Source organism: Endozoicomonas sp. ISHI1 (assembly GCF_024606225.1).
In the GTDB taxonomy this organism is placed as follows: Bacteria; Pseudomonadota; Gammaproteobacteria; order Pseudomonadales; family Endozoicomonadaceae; genus Endozoicomonas_A.
On the sequence record NZ_JAGRPU010000028.1, the window covers coordinates 47,426 to 70,947 of the forward strand.

Annotated in this window: 23 protein-coding genes; 16 read left to right on the forward strand and 7 right to left on the reverse strand. The window is 48.3% G+C overall.

Features of this window, described 5'->3' with window-relative positions:
• Positions 1-70: 70 nt before the first annotated feature.
• Complete coding sequence (locus tag KBW69_RS16870) at positions 71-721, reverse strand: hypothetical protein (protein ID WP_257281615.1); 651 nt, start codon at positions 719-721, stop codon at positions 71-73.
• 972 nt (positions 722-1,693) lie between these two features.
• Here KBW69_RS16870 and coxB point away from each other — a divergent pair.
• From coxB to KBW69_RS16895, 5 genes are all read left to right on the forward strand, one after another.
• Positions 1,694-3,127, forward strand: coding sequence for a cytochrome c oxidase subunit II (gene coxB, locus KBW69_RS16875; RefSeq protein WP_257281616.1), 1,434 nt, complete (start codon positions 1,694-1,696; stop codon positions 3,125-3,127).
• An 11-nt stretch (positions 3,128-3,138) separates the two neighbouring features.
• A complete protein-coding gene (gene ctaD / locus KBW69_RS16880; protein WP_257281617.1) occupies positions 3,139-4,740 on the forward strand; it encodes a cytochrome c oxidase subunit I in 1,602 nt (533 codons plus the stop codon).
• 96 nt (positions 4,741-4,836) lie between these two features.
• Positions 4,837-5,421 (forward strand): Uma2 family endonuclease, encoded by a 585-nt coding sequence (locus tag KBW69_RS16885; RefSeq protein WP_257253751.1) that lies wholly within the window; start codon positions 4,837-4,839, stop codon positions 5,419-5,421.
• Positions 5,422-5,433: 12 nt separating this feature from the next.
• A complete protein-coding gene (locus KBW69_RS16890; protein ID WP_257281618.1) occupies positions 5,434-6,003 on the forward strand; it encodes a cytochrome c oxidase assembly protein in 570 nt (189 codons plus the stop codon).
• Positions 6,004-6,013: 10 nt separating this feature from the next.
• Positions 6,014-6,910 (forward strand): cytochrome c oxidase subunit 3, encoded by an 897-nt coding sequence (locus KBW69_RS16895; protein WP_257253338.1) that lies wholly within the window; start codon positions 6,014-6,016, stop codon positions 6,908-6,910.
• Between the two features lie 50 nt (positions 6,911-6,960).
• On the opposite strand, the gene KBW69_RS16900 is transcribed toward KBW69_RS16895, so the two are convergent.
• Entirely contained in the window at positions 6,961-7,176 is a 216-nt protein-coding gene (locus KBW69_RS16900; protein WP_257253340.1) for a twin transmembrane helix small protein, read from the reverse strand.
• Between the two features lie 138 nt (positions 7,177-7,314).
• Here KBW69_RS16900 and KBW69_RS16905 point away from each other — a divergent pair, with 138 nt between their 5' ends.
• The 8 genes from KBW69_RS16905 to KBW69_RS16940 all read left to right on the forward strand — a co-directional run bounded on the left by KBW69_RS16905 (position 7,315) and on the right by KBW69_RS16940 (position 15,073).
• A complete protein-coding gene (locus tag KBW69_RS16905; protein WP_257281619.1) occupies positions 7,315-8,076 on the forward strand; it encodes an SURF1 family protein in 762 nt (253 codons plus the stop codon).
• A complete protein-coding gene (locus KBW69_RS16910; protein WP_257253342.1) occupies positions 8,073-9,224 on the forward strand; it encodes a diacylglycerol kinase family protein in 1,152 nt (383 codons plus the stop codon). Before KBW69_RS16905 ends, KBW69_RS16910 begins: the two co-directional genes overlap by 4 nt.
• Entirely contained in the window at positions 9,221-10,447 is a 1,227-nt protein-coding gene (locus tag KBW69_RS16915) for a diacylglycerol kinase family protein (protein WP_257253343.1), read from the forward strand. Before KBW69_RS16910 ends, KBW69_RS16915 begins: the two co-directional genes overlap by 4 nt.
• 61 nt (positions 10,448-10,508) lie before the next feature.
• Positions 10,509-11,696, forward strand: a complete 1,188-nt coding sequence (locus KBW69_RS16920; RefSeq protein ID WP_257281620.1) for a diacylglycerol kinase family protein — start codon at positions 10,509-10,511, stop codon at positions 11,694-11,696.
• Between the two features lie 48 nt (positions 11,697-11,744).
• Positions 11,745-12,350: a hypothetical protein gene (locus KBW69_RS16925; protein WP_257281621.1), complete on the forward strand. Its 606-nt coding sequence runs from the start codon at positions 11,745-11,747 to the stop codon at positions 12,348-12,350.
• A 16-nt stretch (positions 12,351-12,366) separates the two neighbouring features.
• Positions 12,367-13,452, forward strand: a complete 1,086-nt coding sequence (locus KBW69_RS16930) for a heme A synthase (RefSeq protein WP_257281622.1) — start codon at positions 12,367-12,369, stop codon at positions 13,450-13,452.
• Positions 13,449-14,366, forward strand: a complete 918-nt coding sequence (gene cyoE, locus KBW69_RS16935) for a heme o synthase (protein ID WP_257253349.1) — start codon at positions 13,449-13,451, stop codon at positions 14,364-14,366. Before KBW69_RS16930 ends, cyoE begins: the two co-directional genes overlap by 4 nt.
• 44 nt (positions 14,367-14,410) lie before the next feature.
• Positions 14,411-15,073, forward strand: coding sequence for an SCO family protein (locus tag KBW69_RS16940; protein WP_257253350.1), 663 nt, complete (start codon positions 14,411-14,413; stop codon positions 15,071-15,073).
• A 5-nt stretch (positions 15,074-15,078) separates the two neighbouring features.
• On the opposite strand, the gene znuB is transcribed toward KBW69_RS16940, so the two are convergent.
• From znuB to KBW69_RS16960, 4 genes are all read right to left on the reverse strand, one after another.
• A complete protein-coding gene (gene znuB, locus KBW69_RS16945; RefSeq protein WP_257253353.1) occupies positions 15,079-15,861 on the reverse strand; it encodes a zinc ABC transporter permease subunit ZnuB in 783 nt (260 codons plus the stop codon).
• A complete protein-coding gene (znuC, locus tag KBW69_RS16950; RefSeq protein WP_257253357.1) occupies positions 15,854-16,633 on the reverse strand; it encodes a zinc ABC transporter ATP-binding protein ZnuC in 780 nt (259 codons plus the stop codon). The genes znuB and znuC overlap by 8 nt, the downstream gene beginning before the upstream one ends.
• Before the next feature lie 50 nt (positions 16,634-16,683).
• On the reverse strand, positions 16,684-17,169 hold the full coding sequence (locus KBW69_RS16955; RefSeq protein ID WP_257253355.1) for a Fur family transcriptional regulator: 486 nt from the start codon (positions 17,167-17,169) through the stop codon (positions 16,684-16,686).
• Between the two features lie 158 nt (positions 17,170-17,327).
• The gene (locus tag KBW69_RS16960) at positions 17,328-17,738 is read right to left on the reverse strand and encodes a DUF2782 domain-containing protein (RefSeq protein ID WP_257281623.1); all 411 of its coding nucleotides are present in this window, start codon (positions 17,736-17,738) and stop codon (positions 17,328-17,330) included.
• A gap of 151 nt (positions 17,739-17,889) precedes the next feature.
• On the opposite strand from KBW69_RS16960, the gene polA reads away from it, so the two are divergent.
• Entirely contained in the window at positions 17,890-20,628 is a 2,739-nt protein-coding gene (gene polA, locus KBW69_RS16965; protein WP_257281624.1) for a DNA polymerase I, read from the forward strand.
• 719 nt (positions 20,629-21,347) lie between these two features.
• Positions 21,348-22,472, forward strand: coding sequence for a transposase (locus KBW69_RS16970; protein WP_257281625.1), 1,125 nt, complete (start codon positions 21,348-21,350; stop codon positions 22,470-22,472).
• Between the two features lie 98 nt (positions 22,473-22,570).
• Here KBW69_RS16970 and yihA read toward each other — a convergent pair whose 3' ends face one another.
• The gene (gene yihA, locus KBW69_RS16975) at positions 22,571-23,203 is read right to left on the reverse strand and encodes a ribosome biogenesis GTP-binding protein YihA/YsxC (RefSeq protein ID WP_257253237.1); all 633 of its coding nucleotides are present in this window, start codon (positions 23,201-23,203) and stop codon (positions 22,571-22,573) included.
• A 56-nt stretch (positions 23,204-23,259) separates the two neighbouring features.
• Here yihA and KBW69_RS16980 point away from each other — a divergent pair, with 56 nt between their 5' ends.
• A complete protein-coding gene (locus KBW69_RS16980) occupies positions 23,260-23,517 on the forward strand; it encodes a hypothetical protein (RefSeq protein ID WP_257275871.1) in 258 nt (85 codons plus the stop codon).
• Positions 23,518-23,522 lie beyond the last annotated feature (5 nt).

A 23,522-nucleotide genomic window follows, 5' to 3' on the forward strand; every position in this document is an offset into this window, starting at 1 on the left:
GGGGTTTAACAAGCGACTTTCAAATACAGTCCTCTGCATTAACGTCTACTTCAATCGTCAGCGTTCAGGGTCAGGCTGCTGACGTAAACTTCAGTTCAATGCCCATCCGGCTGGACAGGCAATTCCATTTTGACCAGGTTGATACCCACTGCTCCGGATTACGCTTATTGGCGAAGTCCTTGAGCATACGGTCATTGTATAGTTCCTGCGAACGCATCATATGTCTTGCCGTCTGCTCAGCAATTTTGTCCAGCTCATTGCCGAACTCTTCACCCAGAATGGCATGAATGATCAGGTTGGCCCAGGTCATGTTCATCGGGATCAGGGTACAGCCGATTCGGGACAGGTAACTGTCGTTTACTTCCTCAATCAGGCGATGAGTAAAGTAGGCTTTATCGAGCAGATCAAACAGTCCCACATTATTTTGGGACTGTAGAACCGGTGCAAGAAAGTTCTCTTCGGCAATGCTCAGAAACGGGGATATGAAAGCCTCAATATCCAGTTCCTTTGAAGCCTGGTCCAGTGCTTCAAGAAAGTCAGGTATATGGTCAATGTATTCAACTGCAAATTTCAGCAGTGTTTCACTGGCCATGTCTTCGGGAAGTTCGATCGTGTGGTGCAAATACTCCACCTGCTGACAGACAAGCGACTGAAGGTGGCCTGAGCCTTCTTCATGCTTTCGGGCGCAATCGATCAGATTGCTGATTGCCTGCACGTCCATGATTGTCTCGTCTCCGTTGCGGTTGCTATTAATTGGGGTACTGCAACGCCACCTTGAAGGTGTTAAAAAGACCATAGTGCCAATCAGAACACAAGCCTTTTTAAATACCTCTTTTTCATAATAATAAGATCTTTTATTCATTAAATTAGAATTAAAAAAAGACTGTAAATCACGATGAAAATGAAAAAGTGCAAGCGCTTGTGTAGTCAAAAAAATGACGCACTATATGTGCTTGAAGAAATGATTCTGAAGAGATCACTTTATGGCGTAATGAAGATTTTGTTTTTCAGTTGAATGGATTTTAGAGCTGTCATAAGCGACACAGAACTGAGGTGGCTCAGAAAAGTCATCAGAATGAAGCTCAAAAAAGTTTTCTTTCTATTAAATTTCTTATAACTTATTTAAACGACAAGTGACATTTTAGTTTAAGATGTTTTTTGAAAAGACTCTTTTCATTTTGTGCAATCATGTTGTTTAATGAGGTACTGGGACTATACTCATTGAGCGATTGTTGTCAGACTAAATGTCTTACGAGATGCGTCTGAAGGGTATTAGTATTTGCAGGATGTTCCTGTGTTTTGGGTTTTGCAGGTTGGGTCCGAAGTAGTATGACATTGTCAGTTACTGAGTGGTCTCTTGCGATTGGATATTGGCACTCTGAGTATCGGCAGGCAACCATGGGCAGTGCTGGTTTGTTTTCCTCTGAAGGGTAAAACAAACTAAAGGCCGATGTTTGACTGAAGGTTCTGTCGTCGAAAGCTCTGATGGTTAAAGTGCACTGAAGTTTTCAGGCAAGATGCTGTAATGGCTCCTGTGTAGTAGCGGCAATCAATTAAGTCAGTAAGCGTGGCTCTGGAACGTCCAGGCCATAACGCTTACTGCTCCAACACCTCTGAAAGCAAGACTTGGGTCTGCTGGATAATAACAAAAAGTCACCGCCTGTCTGGGCGGACAGTCAGGGGATGTAAGGGAATGATGCAGCACGCGCTAGCTCTCTTTCTTTTGATAAAAACTGCCATGAGCGGGACAAAAACCATGAGCGGTAAATATCGCCCACTCTGGACGGTGCCAGTGGCGGGTTTCGGATATGCCGATGTATTTCGAACCATTCGGTCATTTTTGTCGTGGCCGGGATCAAGAAAATTTCTGGTCTATTCCGCTCGTTTACCTTCCGGAAGTCGAAAATCTTTCCTGGTTTTTTTGACCATCTTATCAGGCTTTTTGATTCCCAGCCGTCTGTTAGCTGATTGGAAAGTCAATATGACCGAGGGGGTTACAGCAGTCAGTCGTTCTGTTTACGACTTGCATATGACCATATTTATTATTTGTGTGGTCATTGGCATTCTGGTATTCGGTGTTATGTTTTACTCCATTTTCATGCACCGTAAATCAAGAGGCGCTAAGCCCCATCCCTTCCATGAAAGTACGATAGTTGAAATACTGTGGACGACCATTCCTCTCTTAATTCTGGTGGGTATGGCAATTCCGGCAACAAAAACACTGATTGATATTTACGATACGGATGAAGCTGAAATTGATATCAAAATTACCGGGTATCAATGGAAGTGGCAATACGAGTATCTGGGAGAAGGAGTGTCCTTCTTCAGTAATCTCAAAACAACACCGGAACAGATTTATAACGTTCGCAGCAAAGACCCCAACTATCTTCTGGAGGTTGACGAACCACTGGTACTACCTGCGGGTAAAAAGATCCGTTTCCTGGTGACAGCAGCAGATGTTATTCATTCATGGTGGGTACCTTCATTTGCCGTTAAACGGGATGCTATTCCGGGTTTTATTAACGAAGCCTGGACCAACGTCGATCGTCCCGGAATTTATCGTGGTCAATGTGCAGAACTGTGTGGGAAGGACCATGGTTTTATGCCCATTGTGGTGGATGTCAGGTCACCCGATGACTATGAAGACTGGTTGTCCGAGAAGAAAACACTGGCCGCCAGAGAGCGTGAGTTAACCAGTAAAAACTGGACCATGGCTGAGCTGATGGAGCGTGGCAAAAATACTTACGAAAGAGTCTGTGCGGCCTGTCATCAAGTTAATGGTGAAGGTATGCCACCGCTGTTTCCTGCTCTCAAGGGATCAAAAATGACCGTTGAGAAAGATCAGGTCAAAGCCCATATCGACATTGTGCTGAACGGCAAGAAGGGTACCGCTATGCAGGCCTTTGCTGCCCAGTTAAGCGAAGTCGATCTGGCGGCAGTCATTACCTATGAAAGAAACGCCTGGGGCAATAATACCGGTGATCTGGTGACGCCGAAGCAGATTCTGGAATACAAGAATACCGGGGAGTACAAACCGTCAGCTACCGGACATTCAGGCGGGTCCGCTGCCGTTGATAAGCCAACGGCTAATGAGCCGAATACCAATACACATCAGGCTGGACTGTGAGGAATACAACCATGACTGCTGTGACAGACACATGTTCAAATGAAAAGCCAAGCGAGCATCATGACCATCACGGCCCTGCCAGGGGACTGATGCGCTGGGTACTGACTACGAACCATAAAGACATTGGCACCCTGTATCTCTGGTTCAGTTTTATCATGTTCCTGACCGGTGGTGCGATGGCGATGGTCATCCGGGCGGAACTGTTCCAGCCAGGGATGCAGATTGTTGATCCCGGCTTCTTTAACCAGATGACCACCATGCACGGTCTTATTATGGTATTCGGTGCAGTTATGCCGGCCTTTGTCGGTCTGGCTAACTGGATGATTCCATTGATGATTGGTGCGCCAGACATGGCGCTGCCGAGAATGAATAACTGGAGTTTCTGGATTCTGCCCTTTGCAGCAGTAATGCTGATCAGCACACTGTTTATGGAAGGTGGCGGCCCAAACTTTGGCTGGACATTCTATGCGCCTCTATCAACCACCTATGGACCACCGTCAACCACCTTCTTTATCTTTGCCATCCACATGCTGGGGATTTCGTCGATTATGGGAGCGATCAATATTATCGCCACCATTCTGAACCTGCGGGCACCTGGAATGACCATGATGAAGATGCCTTTGTTCGTATGGACCTGGTTGATTACCGCTTATCTATTGATTGCTGTTATGCCAGTGTTGGCCGGTGCTGTAACCATGATGTTGATGGACATCCACTTTGGCACCAGCTTCTTTAACGCCGGTGGCGGTGGTGACCCTGTGCTGTTCCAGCACATTTTCTGGTTCTTCGGGCACCCGGAAGTTTACATCATGATCCTGCCTTCTTTCGGGATTGTGTCAGCCATTCTGCCAACTTTTGCAAGGAAACCCCTGTTTGGCTACACCTCAATGGTTTACGCCACCGCAAGTATTGCCTTTTTGTCGTTTATTGTCTGGGCGCACCATATGTTTACCGTGGGCATTCCTCTGGTGGGTGAGCTGTTCTTTATGTATGCCACCATGTTGATTGCTGTGCCCACCGGTGTGAAGGTCTTTAATTGGGTCACCACCATGTTCAGGGGAGCCATGACCTTCGAAACCCCCATGCTGTTCAGTATTGCTTTCGTAGTGCTGTTCACAATTGGTGGTTTTTCCGGACTGATGCTGTCAATCGCCCCTGCTGACTTCCAGTATCACGACACCTATTTTGTAGTGGCTCACTTCCACTATGTACTGGTACCCGGAGCGATTTTTGCCATCTTTGCCGCAGTCTATTACTGGTTGCCCAAATGGACAGGTCATATGTATGACGAGACGCTGGGCAAGACGCATTTCTGGTTGTCCTTCATTGGAATGAATCTGACCTTCTTCCCGATGCACTTTATCGGGCTGGCAGGCATGCCTCGCCGGATTCCTGATTACGCCCTGCAGTTTGCAGACTTCAACATGATTGCCAGTATTGGCGGCTTTATGTTCGGAACCACTCAGCTGCTGTTCCTGTTTATCGTGGTCAAGTGCATCAAGGGGGGCGAGAAAGCCAAAGCTGAAAGTTGGGAAGGTGCAGAAGGTCTTGAGTGGAGTCTGCCTTCACCGGCACCTTACCACACCTTTACCACGCCACCGGATGTGAAGTAAAAAGCTGTCCGCTGAGTTTCAGTGGTTGGGTCTGTGCAGGGCGGTTTTTTGTAATGGAGGAGACAATAATGGCGGTCAGGAGTGTGACCAGTGGGATTGGCAAAACCTAATAGCTCTCTGGAAATTTACCCAGAGGAACAGTACCTGCAATGGGAGCGGTCTTCAGACATTCGTCATGAATACGTCAATGGCAGAATTTTTGATATGGCCGTTGGGAACAGAAATCATGGTGTCATTATCACTAACATTGCTGGTGCTTTGTTTTCACGCACTAAAGCTATGGGGTGTGATCAGTTTGTCAGTGATATGAAGCTGCGAATTCAAAGTAAACAGAAAGTCAGCTATCGATATCCTGATTTTATGGTTTATTGTGGTCCCAGAAATAACAAGGATATACAAAATAGCGCACGGTTCTTAGTCGAGGTGCTCAGTCCTGGCATCCGCGAAGTGGATTGTGAGACCAAACTTGAAGAATATCAAGAGGCTCTGAAAGCTCAAAAAGGTGAATACCTGATAGTTGATAGTAGTTGTCAACTGGTCAGTCTCTGGGGCTGGAAAGGAGATGTTTTTTTAGAAAAGGCAGCCTGTCATGGAGAGCCGGGCGTCATGCTGGATAGCTTGAATACCGGCCTTTCTATGAGCGATATTTATGATACGGTTGAGTTTCTTTCCGAACGGTAGGGAAGTGTTTGAATGAATGCTGACGATGATACCCCGGACGACCTGTCGCGAAGAACCGTCATCAAGACAGGTCTGGTGGCTGGCGGTATGTTTGGCTTCGGCTTTGCCATGGTTCCCCTGTACGACGTGTTCTGCAAGGTAACGGGTCTCAACGGCAAAACCGATCCGAATCCATACCGGTATAACGCCGAGACGGCTGAAGTAGATACCAGCCGTAGTGTGAAAGTGCAGTTTGTGGCCACCAACAATGCTGAGATGAGCTGGGACTTCAAGCCCAGCGTCACAGAAGTAGTAGTTCATCCCGGAGAGGTTGGAGAGCTGGAGTTCTTTGCCCGCAACCCAACCGGTGAGCGAATGATTGGCCAGGCCATTCCCAGTGTTTCACCGTTTCAGGCCACCAACTATTTGCACAAGGTGGAGTGTTTTTGCTTCACCACCCAGACTTTGGAAGCAGGCGAAGAAAAAATCATGCCGCTGAGAATTATTGTGGATCAGGCATTACCCCGGCATATCACCAAACTAACGTTGTCGTACACCTTGTTTGATGTGACGACAATGGGAGAGAGGACGCAGCCGTCCTGAGGAGATTCTGATGGCGCAAGAAGGTGAAGGTACCTATTATGTTCCGGCCCAGAGCAAGTGGCCGATCATTGCTTCGATAGGTCTTTTTACCACGCTGTTGGGTGCAGGCATGATGATGAATGACATGTCTGCCGGGGTAAAAGATTCGTTTGCACATTATGTGTTTTTCGGTGGCTCCCTGATCATGGCCTATATGCTGTTTGGCTGGTTCAGTAACGTCATCGAAGAGTCCCGCAAAGGGCTCTACAGTGATCAGATGGACCGGAGCTTCCGTTGGAGTATGAGCTGGTTTATCTTTTCTGAAGTCATGTTCTTCGCGGCTTTCTTTGGAGTGCTTTTCTATATCCGTTACTTCGCCGTGCCCTGGTTGGCTGGTGAGGGAGATGGTGCTTCCACTCATGAACACCTCTGGCCAGAGTTCGAAGCGGCTTGGCCGCTGATGACCAATCCAGATAATGAAACATTTCCGGGAGCCAGTGGGGTCATCGATCCCTTCCATCTTCCACTGCTGAACACCCTGTTACTGGTCGCTTCCAGTATCACCCTGACGATTGCTCACCATGCCCTCAGAAAGGCGGAAAGAGCCAAGGTTAAGGTATGGATGATACTCACCCTGATTCTGGGTTTTACCTTCCTTTACTTTCAGGCTGCAGAATATGCTGAAGCCTACAATGAGCTTGGGTTGACTTTGAGCGCAGGTATTTATGGCTCAACGTTTTTTATTTTGACCGGCTTTCACGGGGCACATGTCACTCTCGGTGCCATGATGTTACTGGTCATGCTGATTCGTATCTATAAGGGGCATTTTGAGCCGGATAACCATTTTGCTTTTGAGTCATCCTGCTGGTACTGGCACTTTGTCGACGTGGTCTGGATCGGCCTGTTCATTTTTGTCTATCTGATTTGAGGTAATGCCGTCACTCCCTGAAGGAAGTGGCGGTTAACGATTTCAGTCGTTTAACGGTAAAGCCAGGGAGCGTTGCTGTGAATATCTCCAAACAGCCAGGCCACCACAATGATCAGCATGATCAGGGCGGTCAGGCCAACCCGGGCAGTGAGCGAATTCACCAGTTTGGCGGAACCGCTATCACCTTTAAGTAGAAAGTACAGACCTCTGCCCAAGCAGAATACGACGGCAAAAAAGAGAAGAACAATAATAACTTTTAACCACATATAACGCTCCCTGCTGAAGCCTGAGTTTATGAAAAACAGTTTGCTAAACCGGTTTTTAAATAAATCTGTGGTGTAACTGTTTTTCTTACGTTATCGGCATTCAGATCAGAATAACAGTGGAGTTTGGTAGAGCACCCGATGTCGAAGTATAGCTATCGCGTTAAGTTGTCGTTGTTGGTGGTGCTGCTTTTACCCCTGCTGATCAAACTGGGGTTCTGGCAGATGTCACGATACCAGGAGAAGCTTGAGCTTGAGCGAACTCTGGCAGAGCGACAGACCATGCCTGCACTCAGTCTGTCTGATGTCAGTGGTTACTCTGATTCCATGTATCTGCCTGTCAGTGTCCGTGGTCGTTTTCTTTCCGATCGGGCTTTTTTTCTTGATAACCAGATTCACGAAGGTCGTGCCGGTTACGACCTGATCATGCCTTTTCTGGTCAATGACGGTCAGTATCTGCTAGTCAACAGAGGCTGGCTGCCTGCTGAATCGAGAGAACGATTGCCGGAAATCGAAACACTCGATGGAGAGCTTGAGTTAAGGGGCAAACTGTATCGGTTATTGGGGAACCCCTTCACACTGGGTGAAGATATCTGGCACGAAGAATGGCCCAAGCGAATCCAGGTCGTCAACTTTGAGCGAATGGGGGAAGCGCTGGGACAGTCTCTACCCGTTTATATTCTTAAGCTGGAACAGAATCAGCCCGGCACCTATCTGATTCGCCCTCTGACAATGAAAACCACCTCTCAGAAACATCTCGGCTACGCTATTCAATGGTTTTTAATGGCTCTGGTCCTGCTGGGTCTGTATCTCTGGCAGATGCGATCCTCAGGCTTGGGTCAAAGCCAACATAAACATAAACAGGTATCCGGGACTGACGAAAAAGAGGATGGCTCAACGTGACTGGCAGATTTTTTTATTTATATGCCCTGCTGCTTTTTGTATTTCTTATTCCGAAAAACGGGTTTGCCGTGATTCGCCACGCCTGCTTTATTGTTAATCCTGCCAGTAATAATGGGCAGGGTGCGAGGGTTTGGAACCGTATTCAAAGAGATGTCAATCGTTACTTCACAGCTGTCGGCTCGCAAGATCAGGCTGCTGCTCAGGTGCAAGCGACATTTGAAGTATTTTTTACGGAACACGCCGGTCATGCAACGGAGCTGGCAGCTCAGGCAAGTTTTAACTGGCAGCTGGAGCAGGAAGGTCATTTATTGATTGTTGCCGTTGGTGGGGATGGCACTGTTCATGAGGTGGTTCAGGGTCTTGAAAGTCAACCGCAAGTTGTGTTCGGTGTTATACCAGCGGGTGAGGGAAACGATATAGCAAGAACACTCCAATTGAGGAGCCCGATGCATGCTCTTCGGACGCTGGTTTATGGAATCGCTATGCCTTTTGGTGCCTACAAAATTGAAGGTTGTCAAAGAGGCAGTTGCGAGCGGAAAACGGTTCTGGCAGTGAGTGAGTTCGGGCTGGGTGTGACGACCCGGATGACAAAAAAGAAAAACGATCACGACAGTGGTGAGCGACCGAGCCGACTGCTGAGATACTTACCCGGAAGTGTGGCCTATTCAATGTTAGCTGTCAGTTCAGCAATGACATGGGATACACCCACGGTCAGGTGCAGTATTAATCGTGAGAGGTTCAGTATCCCCTTAAATCTTCTGGTAGCGGGGACAGGACCAACGATCGGAGGTGGAGTTGCCCTTTTTAACGATATGACTCCATACAGTTGCCATGGACAGATGCTTTTTAGTCAGCAGAGGACCAACCCTTTTTGGACACTTATTCAGATGACTATGGAGAAATTTCTCAATTGGTCCGATCTGCAACGGTTTTGCTTTACTCAATTGGATATTGAACACGAGGATGAGACGCCTCTTTCTATTCAGGTCGATGGTGATGTTTTACTACAAACACCGGCACAAATAACCTGGCTGCGGGCAGTGTTCCAGTTTATGCGACCCCCCGAATATGGAGAGCTCGGTCGTGCTTTAATGGACCTTGACGAAGCCGGAGATGATCCTGATTGGAAAGGGGGGGATTCACTGTGAATAGCAGAGTGTTTTATGTGTATGGACTGCTGCTTTTTGTATTTCTTATTCCGAATAACGGATTTGCAGTGATTCCGAAAAACCGATTTCCAGTGATTCCGGAAACCGGATTGGCAAAGATACGCCACGTTTGCTTTATCGTTAATCCAACCAGTAATAACGGTCAGGGTGCGAGAGTCTGGGAAAGTATTGAACAGGCTGTCAATCATTATTTCGCAGCAGTGGGCTCACAGGATGAGGCGGCTGTTCAGGAACGAGCGACATTTGAAGTGTTTTTTACAGAACATGCAGGTCATGCAACGGAGCTGGCAACGCAAGCGTACCAGAGCTGGCAGCAAGGGCAGCGCGAAGGGAGCCGAATTCCTGACCAGTTATTAATGGTTGCAGTGGGAGGGGATGGCACTGTTCATGAGGTGGTTCAGGGTCTGGAAGCTCACCGGGAGCAGGTTGTTTTTGGGGTTATACCGGCGGGTACGGGAAACAATATAGCGAGATCACTTCGATTGCGTGACACGGCTCGAGCCCTTCGGACACTGGTTTATGGGACCGCTCTGCCTTTAGGTGCTTATAAAATTGAAGCTTGTGAAAGAGGAAGTTGCCAGAAGAAAACGGTTCTGGCTGTCAATGAGTTTGATCTGGGTGTGACGACTCAAGTGAAAAAAAGGGAAAACGATTACCAGAGCGGTGAGCGAGCGGGTCGCCTGATGAGCTTTTCACCCGGAAGTAGGGTCTATTCGCTATCAGACTTCACTTCTGCAATGAGATGGAATACACCTATGGTCAAGTGCAGTATTGATGGGGGTAGCAGGTTCCATATCCCCTTGAATATTATGGCTGGAGGGGCGACGGGGCCTACGATCGGGGGCGAGTTTGGCTTTTTATATGGCGAGAGAGCGGAAAGTAAGCGGGGAGAGCTGCTTTATGGTGAGAAATGGGATCCCCCCCTTTGGACACTTGCTCAGGTCGCTATGCAGAGATTACTCAATTGGTCAGGTCTGAAACGGGCTCAGTTTACTCAATTGGACATTGAGCACGTGAAAGAGACACCTCAGGATATCCAGGTTGATGGTGATATTTTACTGCAAACGCCGGCACGAATAATCTGGTTGCCGGAAGTGTTCCGGTTTTTGAGACCCCCCGTATTTGGTGATCACGGTTATCACGGAATGTACCTTGAAGAAGCGGAGGATGAAAGAGCGAAGGAAAGGCAGGATTCCATTTAAATTTTGAACGTGGCGGTTATGGACAGGTATACGCGACTAACAGAAAAGAGGATAGCTCACTGTGAATAGCAAAGTTTTTTGTTTATCTGGCCTGCTGCTTTTTGTATTTCTTGTTCCTGTAAACGGATTTGCAACGATTCGCCATGTCTGCTTTATCGTTAATCCTGCAAGTAATAATGGTAAAGGTGCCAGGGTCTGGGACAGAATTGAAGAAGCTGTCAACCTGTACTACACAGCAGTCGGCTCACAAGACCAGGCTGCTGCTCAGGAACAAGCGACATTTGAAGTGTTTTTTACAGAAAACGCCGGTCATGCAACGTACCTGGCAGTGCAGGCATATGAGGACTGGCAGCAGGGGCAACACGCTGAGGAAGATCAGTTATTGTTGGTTGCCGTTGGTGGGGATGGCACCGTCCGCGAGGTGGTTCAGGGTCTGGCAAGTGAACCGCAAGTTGTTATTGGTGTGATACCGGCGGGCAAGGGAAACGATATAGCGAGAACACTCAAACTGTGTAACCCGATGCATGCCCTTCGGTCGCTGGTTTACGGAGCCTCTATGCCCTTTGGTGCCTACAAAATTGAAGGTTGTCAAACAGGCAGTTGTGAGAAGCAAACGGTTCTGGCAGTGAGCGGGTTTAATCTGGGTGTGACGACTCAGATGACAAAAAATAAAAACGATCACGACAGTGGTGAGCGACCAAGCCGACTGCTCAGGTATTCACCCAGAAGTATGGCTTCTGCAATGTTAGCCATCAGTTCAGCCATGAGATGGAATACACCCATGGTCAGGTGCACTTCTGATAAAGGCAGGTTCAATATTCCATTGAATTTTCTGGCTGCGAGTACAGGGCCAACGTTCGGAGGAGGAATTGCCCTTTTTAATTATATGAAGCCGTTCTGTACGCGGGGGAAGGTGCTTTATAGTCAGCAGAGGATGCATCCTATATGGACATTTATTCAGATGACTATAGGCAGATTACTCAATTGGTCAGGTCTGGTTTGGACGACTATGGAGAGATTACGTAATTGGTCAGGTCAACGAGCGCTTGTCTTTACTCAATTGGACATTGAACATCAGGATGAGACACCGCTTTCTATTCAGGTCGACGGCGATATTTTACTGCAGACACCGGCAAAAATAACCTGGTTGCCGTTTGTGTTACGGTTTATGGGACCTCCCAAATATGGAGAACCCGGTTATTCCCTTATGGGCCTCGAGCAAGCTAGTGATGATCCGGATTCCTTTTAAATTTTGAATGTAGAAATATGACTATTTAATCAACCGGGTATTATAAGAATGAAAAGAGTAAAGAAAGCAAAAAGTCGCTGGCAACTGGCTCTGGTCATTCTCATGCCTTCTCTGGCTATGGGGTTGGCTTGGTACTTTTATTTCTTCGGTACGCAGTTTGTGCCGGATGGTCGTACGAATAAGGGAGAGCTGCTATTACCCCCCGCCAGCTTCCAAAGTATGATGCTTGAGAAAAATAATGAAATGTTTGACCAGCAGGCACTGGAGGGTCGCTGGGGGATTCTGGTATTTGGTGACGATGCCTGCTCCGATCAGGCCTGTCAGGAAACGCTCTATCAAACCCGTCAGGCTCATCTGGCGCTCGGCAGAGACAGCGACCGGGTCGTCCGGCTTTTTATCTCTTCCTCATCCAATCCTGAATTGAACCAGCGTGTACTCAGTGAACATCCTGATCTGATCTGGTTGGGCAGTCGTAAAGAATCGGTGTTGAACACTCTGGGTAAAAAACCGGGTGAAAAAAGAGCGTGGCCAACGAATGGCTTTTACATCGTTGACCCCTTGGGGAATATCATGATGAAGTATCAGCCAGGGCAGTACGGTGGAGATTTATTAAAAGACTTGAGGAAGTTGCTTAAAGCATCAAACATTGGCTGACATTGAAAGGTGTTCCATGACAACAGCATCGATTACAAAAACAATAAGCCAGACAAAGCGACAGAGAACGGGTTTTTATCTCTCTCTGTTCGCAACCTTGCTGGCCGCTGTGGTTGTCGGGTTAGGGGCTTATACACGACTGGTTCATGCAGGGTTGGGTTGTCCTGACTGGCCAGGATGTTATGGCTTCCTGACAGTGCCTGAAACAGCGCAGGAAATAGCCATAGCGGAAACACTTTTTCCCCATGCGCCGGTTGAGGTGGACAAAGGCTGGGCAGAAATGGTGCATCGATATGTAGCAGGCTCTCTACTGCTGCTGGTTCTGATGATCGCTATTCAAGCCTTTCGGAACCGACAAGAGCCTGGGCAGCCATTAAAGCTGCCTATATTCATTCTGGGGCTGATTATTCTGCAGGCGGCATTCGGAATGTGGACCGTGACCTTGAAGCTCTGGCCCCAAGTGGTGACGGCACATCTTTTGGGTGGTTTTGCTACGTTCAGTTTGTTGTTTCTGATGACCCTTCGTTTGTCCGGATTGTGTTGGGAAAAACTCCCCTCCTCTGAACAGAAAGATCGCTTGAGAGGGTTAGCTGCGGTCGGGCTGTTAGTGGTGATTTTGCAGATCACATTGGGGGGCTGGACCAGTTCCAATTATGCGGCTCTGGCCTGTCCTGATTTCCCCATGTGTCAGGGGCAATGGCTGCCCGGTGCTGATTTTGCAGAAGGTTTGAATTTCAGTCAGTCCATTGGCCCGAATTATCTGGGTGGGAAAATGGACTCTGAAGCACGGACCGCGATACATTTTTTACATCGATTGGGGGCACTGGTGACGACCGTGTTGCTGCTGTTTCTGTTTATGCAGATACTTCGATATAGTAATGCTCAGTCGTCTAGTAACCGAAGCAGCCTGATAGTGCTGGCTACACTGATGCTGTTGGCTCTGCTGGTACAGGTCACTTTGGGGATCAGTAACATTCTGGGCAGCCTGCCACTTTCAGTGGCGGTGGCTCATAACCTGGGAGGTGCGGTTTTGTTGCTGATTCTGGTCGCTCTCAACTTCCGTCTGAACGTGTCTGAAGGATTCAGTGAGGTTCAATCATGAGTAAGATCATTCAAAAGCAGGGCGGCGCATCCCTTCAGGAATCCGTTCACTGGCGTGATTATCTTGAGCTGACCAAACCCAGAGTGGTCGCCCTGATGGTTCTGACGGTGGTGATTGGTATGTGTTTGGCGACGCCGGGCATGGTACCTATGGATATTCTCATCTTTGGTAATCTGGGTGTTGCCCTCTCGGCTGCATCCGCCGCAGTGATCAATCATGTGGTCGACCGACAGATTGATTCGGTGATGGCCAGAACCCACAAGAGACCGATAGCCACAGGGCGAGTTGAGCCGCTTCAGGCTTTGCTGTTTGCCTTTACTCTGGGTGTGTTGGGCATAGGAATTCTGGTGTTTCTGGTCAACCCTTTGACCGCCTGGCTGACACTGGCCTCACTGATGGGCTATGCCGTGGTTTACACTCTGATTTTAAAGCGTGCGACCCCACAGAATATTGTCATTGGCGGGATTGCCGGTGCCTCCCCTCCCCTGCTGGGATGGACGGCAGTGACCGGACACTTTGAAGGTAATGCCTTACTTCTGGTTTTGATTATTTTTGCCTGGACGCCACCCCACTTCTGGGCTTTGGCTATCCATCGCAAAGCTGAATATGCCAAGGCCGACATTCCCATGTTGCCGGTGACGCACGGTGAGGCTTACACCAAGCTGCATATTTTGCTGTACACCGTGATTATGGTCCTGGTCAGTGTTTTGCCTTTCCTGACCGGTATGAGTGGCATTCTTTATCTGGCGGGTGCATTGATTCTCGGAGGGCGGTTTCTTTACTGGGCTATTGCTCTCCTGCAAGAAAGCAGGCCCCATGCTGCTATCAAGACATTCAAGTATTCCATTACTTATTTGATGTTGCTCTTCGTGGTACTGCTGCTGGATCATTATGCGTTCTATTTATGGCTTTAACAGGCTATCGGTTAGACTGAGGCTGAAGGCTCAAAGGATTTTTCATGGCATCCGGGATGAAAAACAGCGTGAATAAAACAGTATTGATTCTGGTGGCTATTGTCGCGGTCATTATGGGTCTGACATTCTACAAATACATGAACAAACCATCGCTCACACTGGAGCACTTGCAGCGGATGGGGGCAGTGGTTTTTGACAAGCCACGGACCTTTGAAATGAAGGGCATGGTGGATAACAAGGGTCAGCCTTTTACTGAGGCTAATCTCGAAGGGAAATGGTCTCTGGTGTACTTTGGCTATACCTTTTGCCCGGACATCTGCCCCACTACGTTGGGTCAGTTGAACCAGATGGATAAACTGTTGAAGAAGGATAACCCTGAAATCGCGAAGAAAATGCACTATTTTATGGTGACAGTGGATCCTCGCAGGGACACTGTGGAGAAGCTGAATGGCTACGTCCCTCACTTCAACCCTGATTTTGTGGGAGTGACGGGCAACCAGAAAGATATCCATAACCTGACCGTACAAATGAACATCCCCTACACACCGGTCATTGATCCGGTGGATGAGTATTACCTGGTGGATCATGGCGCCAACCTGGTCATCATCAATCCGAGGGGGGATTATCACGGCTTTATTCGCCCACCCCTGGATTCAGACAAGCTGGCACGGGTGATGGTGGGCGTGGATGAATTGTATCAGGACTAATCTCGTCAGCTGCGCTTGAAGCTCAAACCCAGAACAAAAATCAGGAAGCTACAGACGACAACGGAAGGTCCTGATGGGGTATCCAGCTGCCAGGAGGCAGTCAGTCCTCCTGCAACGCTCAGTAAGCCAATGATGCCGGCAATGATCGCCATTTGTTCTGGTGTTCGGGAAAACCTCTGGGCTGTTGCGGCTGGAATAATCATTAAAGAAGTGATCAGAAGTACACCAACAATTTTCATAGCCACAGCAATGACCAGGGCCATCAGTAAGGTCAGAATCAGTTTGGTTCTTTTAACTGGAAAACCTTCAACCTGTGCCAGCTCTGCATGAATGGTCATGGCCAGAAGGGGCCGCCACAGCCAGGCCAGTGTGGTGAGGACCAGTGCGCCGCCGCCGTATATCCAGAGCAGGTCTGTAGGTGCGGTCGCCAGAATGTCTCCAAACAGGTAAGACATCATGTCGATTCGGACGTTCTCGGAAAAACTGACTGCAACAAGGCCCAGGGAAAGACTGCTATGGGCAAGTATTCCCAGTAACGTGTCGGATGCCATTTTTTGTTGTTCCTGAAGCGAGACCAGAAGAACAGCAAGAAACAGCGAACACACTATGATGGTCAGGTTAAGATCAATATCGAGCAGCAACCCCAAGGCTACGCCCAGCAGTGCCGAATGAGAGAGAGTATCGCCAAAGTAGGCCATCTTCCTCCAGACAACAAAACAACCCAGAGGTCCTGCCACTATGGCAACCCCTGATCCTGCCAGCAGTGCGGTAAGGAGCAGTTCAGGCATGAGTGCTCCTATTGTCATTCTTGTGGATGATATGACCATCAACGGTATGTTCATGATCATGATGGTGGGTGTAGATAGCCAGCTCTTCGGACTCTCCACCAAAAAGCTTCAGGTAAGCAGGGTGTTGACGAACCTGATGGGGGTGGCCTGAGCAACAGAGATGCTGGTTCAGACAAATAACCCGATCTGTTGAAGCCATCACCAGATGAAGGTCATGGGAGACCATTAAAACAGAGCAGCCGTCTTTCAGCTCGGGGCTGCTCCCATTTCTGAGTTCGGTAATCAGATGATAAAGCTCTTTCTGGCCATTGACATCCACACCCTGAACCGGTTCATCGAGCACCAGCAGATGAGGTCTGTTCAGCAATGCCCTGGCTAACAATGTTCGCTGCAGCTCTCCGCCTGAAAGTGAATGAACCGGTGAGTTCATGACGTGGGCGACACCGGTTCTTGCCAGTGCCGAACAAATGTGTTTTTCTGACTGTCCTGTCAGGGAAAGAAAGCGTCTTACGCTCAGGGGCATGCTTTCGTCAACATGCAATTTTTGAGGCATATAGCCGATACGCAGACCTTCTTTTACCGAACGGCTTCCGGAATCAGGAGACAGCAGACCCAGAACAACTCTGACCAGTGTCGTTTTACCAGCTCCATTCGGGCCTATCAGGGTCACGATTTCACCAGCTTCCACGTCCAGTGAAATATCGGTAACGACTTCTCGTTCCCGAAAAGCAACATGGATGTTGTTCAGTCTGATCAATGTTTCTTCAGACATAGGTTTACTCAGATCCTTGGTTGTTGCTGTTTTATTGTCTTTGTCTGAACTCATAATGACTCCCGGGATTTCTGGCAGTTTGAGCATAAACCGGTGAGTTCAATTGCGGCATCAGTGATTTTGAATCCCTGATCAAAGGCACAAGAGGTAATGGACTGATTAATGGCCTGATGATCGATTTCCTGTGTCACGCGGCAGTTCTGGCAGATCAGAAAACAGCTGTTATGTTTTGTGCCGGGGTGGGGGCATCCAATAAAAGCGTTAAGTGAGGATAGACGGTGAATCAGACCCTGCTCCATCAGGAAATCAAGGGCGCGATAAACGGTGGGGGGTTGGGCCACCCGTTCTTCCTGCTTAGCCAGTTCGGCAAGAATGTCATAGGCTCCCACGGGCTGATGACTTTGCCAGATCAGTTCCAGTACTTTCTCACGGAGATGGGTCAGCCTGGCTCCCCTCTGTTGACAGAGAGTACGAGCTTCCTGCAAAGCTCCTGAAATACAGTGGTGATGATCGTGAGGCTGGTGGACACTGGTCATGACAATGAAAGGTGGCGAATGAACGATGTTATATTATAACCAAACTTCTATTTATAATCGAAATAATACTCTCGAAGAACCGGACGGGAGTGCTCTTCGGTCACAGTTAGCTTTGTCAGATTTTTCTGAGACGCCATCACAGGGGAAGGCTCAGCTATCTACTTCCACCGAAAAATAGTCCAGGACGGAATCAACATCTCGGGTTTGGTGGGGTCTATAAAGTTGCCCATGTGATCTGCTGCAATGAGGTAATAAGGTTCGCCCACTTTGGGGATAACCTGAATACCATAAAGAAAACCATTTATCCGGTATTCCCTGATGGTTTCATTGTCGCCGGAACGAATGACCACAGTGGTGTCATGCCTTTGCTCCAGATCTTCGGGACGCAGATTTTTAGGGATTTTTTCAAAATCTTCTTTGCTGATTGTTGCCGATTCAGGTTGAACAACTTTGGGAGGCTTTTCCAATGCAGCTTCTGTTGGGTTAGTGGACGGTGGAGAGCTGGCACAGCCGACGAGAAATAAAGACATGATTGTCGCAAAAGCCAGTGAACCTGTTATTGATTTCATCGCGCGCCTCAAGGAATAACCATGTGTCTAGCGGGAAAAAGGGATTAGAATAGCAGTCTACTCCAATATTTGGGAGGCTGTAGCTCTCGGTGTTCACCCACATCAATGTCTGAATGCTACTGTTACCCATTAACCAGAGATCAATTCAGCAATGTCAGATCAAGCCTGTACGCCCCTTGTGCTCGTAGATGGGTCTTCTTACCTCTATCGGGCTTTCCATGCTTCAGAACGAGCGAACCTGAGAACATCAGACGGTCGTCCAACAGGGGCTATCCGTGTGATGACGAACATGTTGAAGAGTCTGCTTAAGGAGTATCCGGGCAGTCCGGTGGCAGTGGTCTTTGATGCCAAGGGGAAAAACTTCCGGCACGATATGTACGAAGATTACAAGGCCACCCGCAAGCCCATGCCGGACGATCTGCGCTCACAGGTTCAGCCGATTCACGAAATGGTTCGTGCCCTGGGTATGCCATTGTTGATGATTGATGGCGTAGAAGCGGACGATGTCATTGGCACACTGGCCAAAGAAGCCACAGAGAAGAAAATTGATACCGTCATCTCAACCGGTGACAAGGACATTGCTCAATTGGTTTCCGGGCATGTGACTTTGATCGATACCATGAATGATACCCGTACCGATCTGGACGGCGTCGTGGACAAGTTTGGTATTCCTGCTCACCTGATTATTGATTACCTGGCCCTGATGGGTGACTCCAGTGACAATATTCCCGGTATGCCCGGTGTTGGGCAGAAAACCGCTCTGGCTCTGTTACAGGGGATTGGTGGTATTGATGAGATTGCAAGACGTCTGGAAGAAGTACCTGCCCTGGGCTTCAGGGGCAGCAAAAATTTTGCCAGTAAGTTTGAAGAACATAAAGATATTGTCTTGCTCTCCCGGGATCTGGCCACCATCAAAACCGATGTGGCGTTGCCTGTTGCGATTGAAGATCTGAAAGCGGAACCCATTGACAAAGAAGCTCTGTTGACTCTGTACAAAGAGTATGAATTCCGTTCCATGATCGCTGAACTGGAAAAAGGCATGGGCGGAGGTGCAGAACCTGAGCCCGTCAGGCCTGCTATTCATGCTGAATATGAGACGGTTCTTGATAAAGAGACCTTTGGCCGTTGGCTGAACGTATTGAATGACTCGGAACTGTTTTCTTTTGATACCGAAACCACCAGCCTGGATTATATGGAAGCGGAACTGGTCGGACTCTCTTTTGCTGTAGAAGCGGGTAAGGCAGCCTATGTGCCAGTAGCTCATGACTATGTTGGTGCACCCGATCAGCTGGATCGAAACTGGGTGCTGGAGCAGATTAAACCGTTGCTGGAGAATCCTGACAGGAAAAAAGTAGGCCAGAACCTGAAATACGATAAAAGTGTACTGGCTAACTATGATATCAGTCTGGAAGGTATCTACTGGGATACCATGCTTGAGTCGTATGTGTTGAACTCAACCGCTACCCGCCATGATATGGACAGTCTGGCTCAGAAATACCTCGACCATCAATGCATCACCTTTGAAGAGATTGCTGGCAAAGGTAAAAAGCAGCTCACCTTCAACCAGATTGATCTTGAAACAGCAGCACCCTACGCCGCAGAAGATGCCGACATTACCCTGAGACTGCATGAAACGATTTCGCCTCAGCTGGAGCTTGAGCAGTCTCTGTGCTCTGTATTTCGTGACATAGAAATGCCACTGGTAGGCGTTATGTCGCGGATGGAAAGACAGGGAGCCAAGGTGGATGGCCGCCTGCTGGGACAGCAGAGTATGGAGCTTGGGAAGCGTCTCCATGAGCTTGAAAAGCAGGCCCATGATGAAGCGGGAGAGCTTTTTAACCTGGCATCTCCCAAGCAGTTGCAGACGATTTTGTTTGAGAAATTGGGTCTGCCGGTCATCAAGAAAACGCCTAAAGGACAGCCTTCTACCGCAGAAGACGTGCTTCAGGAGCTGGCATTGGATTATCCCCTGCCGAAGCTCCTGATTGAGCATCGTGGCCTGAGCAAGTTGAAGTCGACTTACACCGATAAGTTGCCCCAGATGATCAATCCAGCCACTGGAAGAATTCATACTTCTTATCATCAGGCGGTAACAGCAACAGGTCGTTTGTCCTCCTCTGATCCAAACCTTCAGAACATTCCTATTCGTACCGAGGAAGGACGCAGGGTTCGTCAGGCCTTTGTCGCGCCTGAAGGGTATCAGTTGATTGCCGCTGACTATTCACAGATAGAGCTGAGAATCATGGCACATCTTTCTAATGATGCCGGTTTGCTGGAAGCCTTTGATCAGGGTCTGGATATTCACAAAGCCACGGCTGCGGAAGTCTTCAGTGTCGCACTGGAAGAGGTCAGTTCTGATCAGCGCAGAAGTGCCAAGGCGATTAACTTTGGTCTGATCTACGGGATGTCTTCTTTCGGATTGGCCAAACAGCTGGGTATTTCCAGAAAGTCTGCACAAGAGTACATCGATCTTTATTTCGATCGTTACCCAGGTGTTCTTCACTATATGGATCGAACGAAAGAGTCTGCCAGAGAGACAGGGTATGTTGAGACTTTGTTTGGGCGAAGGCTATACCTTCCGGAAATCAATGCCCGCAATGGTATGCGTCGTCAGGCAGCTGAGCGCACTGCTATCAACGCCCCAATGCAGGGAACGGCTGCAGATATCATAAAAAAAGCGATGGCCCGAGTGGATCAGTGGCTTTTAAAGAGTGATCTGGATGCCAGAATGATTATGCAAGTGCACGATGAGCTGGTGCTGGAAGTTGCGGAAGATCAGCTTGAGGTCGTAAAAGACGGCATCGTAGAGAAGATGTCCCAAGCCGCAGAGCTGAATGTGCCCTTGCTGGTTGAAGCGGGCAATGGATACAACTGGGATGAAGCTCACTGAAGCTTCTCTGATGATAATCGTCTCCCTGAAAATTTCATGATGCTTAAGAATTTTGTATTTTTTTCACATCATTGGGAACTTTTTTCAGATTCTGTTGTCTCAATATATGTAGCGAGGAAAAAACCTCCTGCAAACTCCTTGTGTGTTGAGTGTTGGCAATAATAGCAGTGCTGTGCCCCGGCACAGTGTGCAATAAACCGGTGACCGTCCCCCTTGGTCGCCGGTTTTTTTTTCCTGGATACCTGCCAGAAAAAAAACAAAAAAAAATTCATCTTTCGGGAACTTTTTTCAGATTCTGTTGTCTCAATATATGTAGAGAGGAAAAAATCCTTTCTGCAAACTCCTTGTGTGTTGAGTGTTGGCAATAAAAGCAGTGCTGTGTTCCCCGACGTAGCCTGCAATGAACCAGTTACCACCCCCCCCTTCGGTAACTGGTTTTTTTTTGCCTCAAAGAAAGCCAGGCATTGGACGAGTGTCTTAAGGCTGCCATTTTCTCTCACAGCACTCCTTGTGTGTTGAGTGACTGCGAACACTCTGCCTTTTTGTGGCGGAGCTTATCGCTCCAGTCGTCTCTCCCCCGACGGCTGGAACTTTTTTATCAATTCTCGCGGAATACTCCATCCATAGCTCGCAGAGCTTGGGTGGAGATAGATAGCGACCAGTCCGATAGGACTGGCAAAAGCTTGAATCCTTACACAAAAGATAATATGTTTGTAAAAATGACTAAACGAGCTTACAAATACCGATTCTATCCAACGTTTGAGCAAGAACAGCTACTTGCCCAAACTTTCGGCTGCGTACGTTTTGTCTACAACCATATTCTTCGCTGGCGTACCGACGAGTACTACAAGAACGGCAACAGTGTTAATTACAACGCAGCATCAAAGCAGCTTACCGAACTGAAAAAGAACCCTGAATATCAGTGGCTAAACGATGTTTCTTCAGTACCCATTCAGCAATCACTGCGCCATCAACAAACCTCCTTCAAGAACTTTTGGGAAGGTAGGGCTAAGTACCCGACCTTCAAGAAGAGACACGCAAAACAGAGTGCAACTTTTGCTTCGTCTGCTTTCAAGTTCAAAGACGGGCAAATATTCATTGCCAAGAGCAAGGAGCCACTGAGTATCCGCTGGAGCAGAGAACCGTCTTCTGAGCCTTCCAGTGTCACTATCAGCAAAGATCGGGCAGGCCGGTACTTTGTTTCCATGCTGTGCGAATTTGAAGCTAAAGCAATGCCTATTAGAAATAAGACAGTGGGCATTGATTTAGGTTTAAATGATCTGTTCATCACTTCAGACGGTGAAAAATCCGGTAATCCAAGGTACACCAAACGCTACAAGCAAAAGCTCGCCTACCTTCAGTGCCAAATGTCAAAAAAGCAGGAAGGCAGCAGCAACAGAGCCAAAGCAAAGCTTAAGGTTGCTCGCCTTCATGCCAAGATCGCCGATTGCCGGATGGATGCCACTCACAAGGCATCCCGCAAACTCATTAACGAGAACCAAGTTGTTTGTGTAGAGTCTCTGAACGTGAAAGGCATGATTAAGAATCCAAAACTGGCAAAACACATAGCCGATGCAAACTGGGGAGAATTTGTCCGACAGTTGCAGTACAAGGCAGAGTGGGCTGAGAGAGAACTGGTTCAGATCGACCGATTCTTTCCAAGCTCAAAGCGTTGCTCCGGTTGCGGGTTTGTCCATGAAAGTCTGCCGTTGTCTATTCGTGAATGGGAGTGCCCAGAGTGTAAAACCCATCACGACAGGGACATTAATGCAGCATTGAATATCAAAACCGCCGGGCTGGCGGGGTTAGCCTGTGGAGCGACTGGAACGGGGGTGGCTGCGTAAGCAACCATCTAGGGAAGGCGTGTTGAAACAGGAAGCCTGTTAGGTGACTAACGGGAATCCCCCACTATAACCGCTTGCGGTTTAGTGGTGGGAGGATGTCAATCCTGCATTTCCAGTTCTTCATCATCGACCAGCAGCCAGGTATCCAGACGCTGTGCCAGTTGATCAACACCGGTTTTCTTCAGGGCAGAAAAAAGTTGCATGGAAATTTGCGGATACTCAGAGAGCTCTCTTTTTAGATGATTCAGGGCTTGTTTGGCGACACCAGACTTCAGCTTGTCACTCTTGGTTAACAGAATATGCAGTGGCATTTCAGATTCAATGCTCCACTGGACCATCATCCGGTCAAACTCCTTCAGAGGGTGGCGGATATCCACCAGTAGCACAAGACCAATCAGAGACTCTCTGTTGGTTAAATAATCATCGAGATGTTTTTGCCATTCGATTTTCATCGCTTCCGGCACTTTTGCGTAGCCGTAACCGGGAAGATCAACCAGATGGATGCTCTCTTCAATATTGAAGTAGTTGATCAGCTGGGTGCGTCCGGGTGTTTTACTGGTGCGGGCAATTTTTGAGCCCACCAGAGTATTCAGGGCACTGGATTTACCGGCGTTGGAGCGACCCGCAAAAGCGACTTCCCTGCCATTATCGGGCGGGCACAGTTTCAGCCTGGGGGCGCTGGTTAGAAATTTGGCCTTGCGATAATTTAAACCGCTTCTGGGTTCACTCATGTGTCAGACCTGTCAGCAAGCTCCCTGGTCAGGGAGTTTTACCATAGAAATGAAAAGTGGGCGCAATTTTGCTTGACTTGTGGATCAAATGGAATAGCTGCGAAGCAATTGCCGACGATTGGCAGCCGGTTATCATGAGCCAGATGTCCCGGGAAAAAACAGTTTGTCTGAACAGCGGCGAATTTACTGGGCTCGACCACCTATCGGAAAATAGCAATAAGGTATATAATGGCGGTCGTTTTGAGGCATATGCAGCCATTTTAATCCACCATTTTCAGAATAAAGGCCGAAAACAGGTCGAAAAAATCAGCTGAATAAT